We start from the raw sequence: 4,190 nt of genomic DNA, 5'->3' as shown, positions 1-4,190 counted from the left end.
CGCGTTCGGTTTCTCGCTGGACGCTTTCGAAGCCCAACTGCGGCGCATGAGCGGGCTGGAAGACGGCATTACCGACGGTCTGTACCGCATCAGTCGGCCGATCACTGGCGGCTACTACTGGTGCCCACCGCTCAAGGACGGTCACCTCGATCTGCGCGCCTTGCGCATCGGCTAAGGTTTCAACCAAACGGAGTGGGGCGATGAACCAGGTGCGCTGGGGCATGATCGGCTGTGGCAGCGTTGCCGAGCGCAAGAGCGGGCCGGCCTTCTACAAGGCGCCCGGTTCGGCACTGGTGGCGGTGATGGGCCGACGCCTTGAGGCGGTGGCCGATTACGCCGCGCGTCATGCCATCGCCCGGGTCTACACCGACGTTGACGCGCTGATCAACGATCCCGAGGTGGACGCGGTGTACATCGCCACGCCCCCCGACAGCCACTACGCCTACAGCCTCAAAGTCGCCGCCGCCGGCAAGCATTGCTGCGTGGAAAAACCGATGGCGCTCAACGCCGCGCAAAGCCGCGAGATGCAGCAGGTCTTTGCCGATGCGGGGCTGTACCTGTTCGTGTCCTATTACCGCCGTTCGTTGCCGCGTTTCCAGCAGGTGCGGCAATGGCTGGAACAGGGGCGCATCGGCGAGGTGCGGCATTTGAGCTGGACGCTGACCAAGGCGCCGTCGCCGGCCGATCTGGACGGCCGCGCCAACTGGCGCACCGACCCAAGCGTGGCCGGTGGCGGTTACTTTGCCGACCTGGCCAGCCATGGTTTTGACCTGTTCCAGTACCTGCTCGGCGACATTGTCGAAGTCGCCGGTTTCACCGCACGACAGGCCGGTTTGTATCCCGCCGAAGATGCCGTCAGCGCCAGTTGGCGGTTCGCCTGCGGGGCACTCGGCATGGGCTGCTGGAGCTTTGTTGCGGATCGGCGCGAGGATCGGGTCGAGATCATCGGCAGTCAGGGACGGATCGCGTTTTCCGTGTTTGATGAGCATCCGGTGCAGCTGCAGGCCGATGAAACCATCAGTCTGGAAATCCCCCACCACGAGCACATCCAGTGGCATCACGTACTGGGAATGAATGCGCATATTCGCGGAGATTCGCCCCATCCGGCAGTCGCCGAACAAGCGCTCAAGACCGATTGGGTCATGGATCAGATTCTCAAACGCCAGTAGTACGCAATTCTCCTGTAAGAGTGAGCCTGCTCGCGATAGCGGAGTGCCAGACACCGGGCTCGTATCTGATATGCCGCTATCGCGAGCAGGCTCACTCTTACAAAAAGCGATCGTGTGAAGCATCTAAGGTTATGCCCATTCGGTATTTCTCAAGCTTGTCATAACGTCTCTAAGATCACGTCATAACTCGTTATAACAAGTGATCCCGTGATGACCGATAACGTTCTGTCCCTCAGCAGTGTCCCGCTGCACACCCAACTGCGCGACGTCCTCCGTGCGCGGATTCTCGACGGCGAATACCCGCAAGACAGCCAGATGCCTTCCGAAAGCGAACTCGGCACGCTGTTCAAAGTCAGCCGCATCACCGTGCGCCAGGCCTTGGGCGATCTGCAGAAAGAAGGACTGATCTTCAAGATTCACGGCAAGGGCACCTTCGTCGCCAAGCCGAAAACCTTCCAGAACGTCAGCAGCCTGCAAGGCTTGGCCGAGTCCATGACCGGGCGCGGCTACGAGGTGATCAACCGCCTGCGCAGCTTTAAATTCATCCCCGCCGACAAGCGTGTGGCCGAGCGCCTGCAAGTCGCCGAAGGCGAAACCGTGGCGCAGATCAAACGCGTGCGTCTGATCAACCGCGAGCCGATTTCCCTGGAAATCACCTACTTGCCCAAAGCCCTTGGCGAACGCCTGGAGAAGGCGGATCTGGTGACGCGTGACATCTTCCTGATTCTGGAAAACGACTGCGGCATCGCCCTCGGCCATGCCGATCTGGCCATCGACGCGGTGCTGGCTGACAGCGACCTGACCCAGGCGCTGAACGTCGAGGCCGGCTCGCCGATCATGCGCATTGAACGCTTGACCCACGACGCCAACGGCCAGCCGCTGGACTTCGAACACCTTTACTACCGTGGCGATGCGTTCCAGTACCGCCTGCGGATCGACCGGCAAAAAGGGGAGCAGGCATGACCCGCAACGTTCTCGAGCAGGAATACGACATCGTTGTCATCGGCGGCGGCACGGCCGGCCCGATGGCCGCGATCAAGGCCAAAGAAAAGAACCGCGATTTGCGCGTGCTGCTGGTCGACAAGGCCAACGTCAAACGCAGCGGCGCGATCAGCATGGGCATGGACGGCCTGAACAACGCAATCATTCCCGGCCACTCGACGCCGGAGCAGTACACCAAGGAAATCACCATCGCCAACGACGGCATCGTCAATCAGGCCGCCGTTTACGCCTACGCCACCCACAGTTTTGAAACCATCGAACAGCTCGACCGCTGGGGTGTGAAGTTCGAGAAGGACGAAACCGGCGATTACGCGGTGAAAAAAGTCCACCACATGGGCGCCTATGTGTTGCCGATGCCGGAAGGGCATGACATCAAAAAGGTCTTGTATCGCCAGTTGAAACGCGCGCGGGTGAGCATCACCAATCGGCTGGTCTGCACGCGTTTGCTGACCGACGCGCAGGGCGCGGTCAACGGGGTGATGGGCTTTGATTGCCGCACCGCCGACTTCCATGTGATCAAGGCCAAGGCTGTGATCCTTGCCTGCGGTGCCGCCGGCCGCCTGGGGCTGCCGTCCTCGGGTTACCTGATGGGCACCTATGAAAACCCGACCAATGCCGGCGACGGCTACGCGATGGCGTATCACGCCGGGGCCGAGCTGGCCAATCTCGAATGCTTCCAGATCAACCCGTTGATCAAGGACTACAACGGTCCGGCCTGCGCCTACGTCACCGGCCCGCTGGGCGGCTACACCGCCAACAACAAGGGCGAACGCTTCATCGAGTGCGACTACTGGAGCGGGCAGATGATGTGGGAGTTTCACCAGGAACTGGAAAGCGGCAACGGCCCGGTGTTCCTCAAGCTCGATCACCTGGCCGAGGAAACCATCCAGAACATCGAGGAGATCCTGCACAGCAACGAGCGCCCGAGCCGTGGCCAGTTCCACGCCAATCGCGGCACTGACTACCGCACGCAAATGGTCGAGATGCACATCTCCGAGATCGGTTTTTGCAGCGGCCATTCGGCGTCCGGGGTGTGGGTCAACGAGCGGGCCGAGACGTCGGTGAAAGGCTTGTACTCCGCGGGTGACATGGCAGCGGTACCGCACAACTACATGCTCGGCGCGTTCACCTATGGCTGGTTTGCCGGGCACAACGCGGCGGATTTTGTCGCCGGACGTGAGTTCTCTGCACTGGATCTTCAACAGATCGAAAAAGAGCAGGCGCGAGTCTACGCGCCGCTGGACCGCGAGCATGGCCTGCCGCCGGCCCAGGTCGAGTACAAGCTGCGGCGTTTCGTCAACGACTACCTGCAACCGCCGAAAGTGACGAAGAAGATGCAGATCGGCCTGCAACGCTTCAGCGACATCGAATGCGACCTCGAGCAGATGAAGGCCAACAACGCCCACGAACTGATGCGTGCGATGGAAACCAGCGTGATCCGCGACTGCGCCGAAATGGCTGCGCGCGCCTCGTTGTTCCGCGCCGAAAGCCGTTGGGGGCTCTACCACTACCGGGTCGATCACCCACAACGCAACGACAGTGAATGGTTCTGCCACTGCCATCTGAAGAAGGGTGACGACGGCCGCATGACCAGTTTCAAGAAACCCGTCGAGCCGTACATCATCCCGCTCGATGCCGAAGAAATGCAGGCCTATGACCGCTTGCGGGTGGGCGCTTTTGCCGCTTGATACACCACTAGAGAGAGTCCGAACCATGGCCTATCAAGCCCAGGAAATCTTCTTCCGCTCCAACGCCCCGGTCACTGTGGACGAGGACAAATGCATCGCCGAAAAGGGCTGCACGGTGTGCGTCGACGTCTGCCCGATGGACCTGCTGGCGATCAACCCGGCCACGCAAAAGGCCTACATGGCGTTCGATGAATGCTGGTACTGCATGCCCTGTGAAAAGGACTGCCCGACCGGTGCGGTGAAAGTCGACATTCCCTATTTATTGCGTTGACTGATAGGGCCTCATCGCAGGCAAGCCAGCTCCCACAGGGATTTGCAGTGGGACATAAGT

Annotated in this window: 4 protein-coding genes and 1 pseudogene; all 5 read left to right on the top strand. The window is 60.8% G+C overall.

What is annotated here, in order from left to right; translation table 11 throughout:
- Window positions 1–175 (top strand): annotated as a pseudogene (locus tag DBR24_RS31590) (peroxidase); the annotation flags it as partial.
- A 25-nt stretch (window positions 176–200) separates the two neighbouring features.
- Window positions 201–1,169, top strand: coding sequence for a Gfo/Idh/MocA family protein (locus tag DBR24_RS05990; RefSeq protein WP_128614191.1), 969 nt, complete (start codon window positions 201–203; stop codon window positions 1,167–1,169).
- A gap of 210 nt (window positions 1,170–1,379) precedes the next feature.
- Complete coding sequence (locus tag DBR24_RS05980; RefSeq protein ID WP_123468132.1) at window positions 1,380–2,132, top strand: GntR family transcriptional regulator; 753 nt, start codon at window positions 1,380–1,382, stop codon at window positions 2,130–2,132.
- A complete protein-coding gene (locus tag DBR24_RS05975; protein ID WP_128614190.1) occupies window positions 2,129–3,859 on the top strand; it encodes a fumarate reductase/succinate dehydrogenase flavoprotein subunit in 1,731 nt (576 codons plus the stop codon). Before DBR24_RS05980 ends, DBR24_RS05975 begins: the two co-directional genes overlap by 4 nt.
- A gap of 25 nt (window positions 3,860–3,884) precedes the next feature.
- Entirely contained in the window at window positions 3,885–4,130 is a 246-nt protein-coding gene (locus DBR24_RS05970; protein WP_003225615.1) for a ferredoxin family protein, read from the top strand.
- Window positions 4,131–4,190 lie beyond the last annotated feature (60 nt).

It is taken from the genome of Pseudomonas sp. HMWF006, assembly GCF_003061205.1.
Lineage (GTDB): Bacteria > Pseudomonadota > Gammaproteobacteria > Pseudomonadales > Pseudomonadaceae > Aquipseudomonas > Aquipseudomonas monsensis.
The sequence above is the reverse complement of the archived record's forward strand: the minus strand, read 5'-3'. Positions and strand labels throughout refer to the sequence as shown.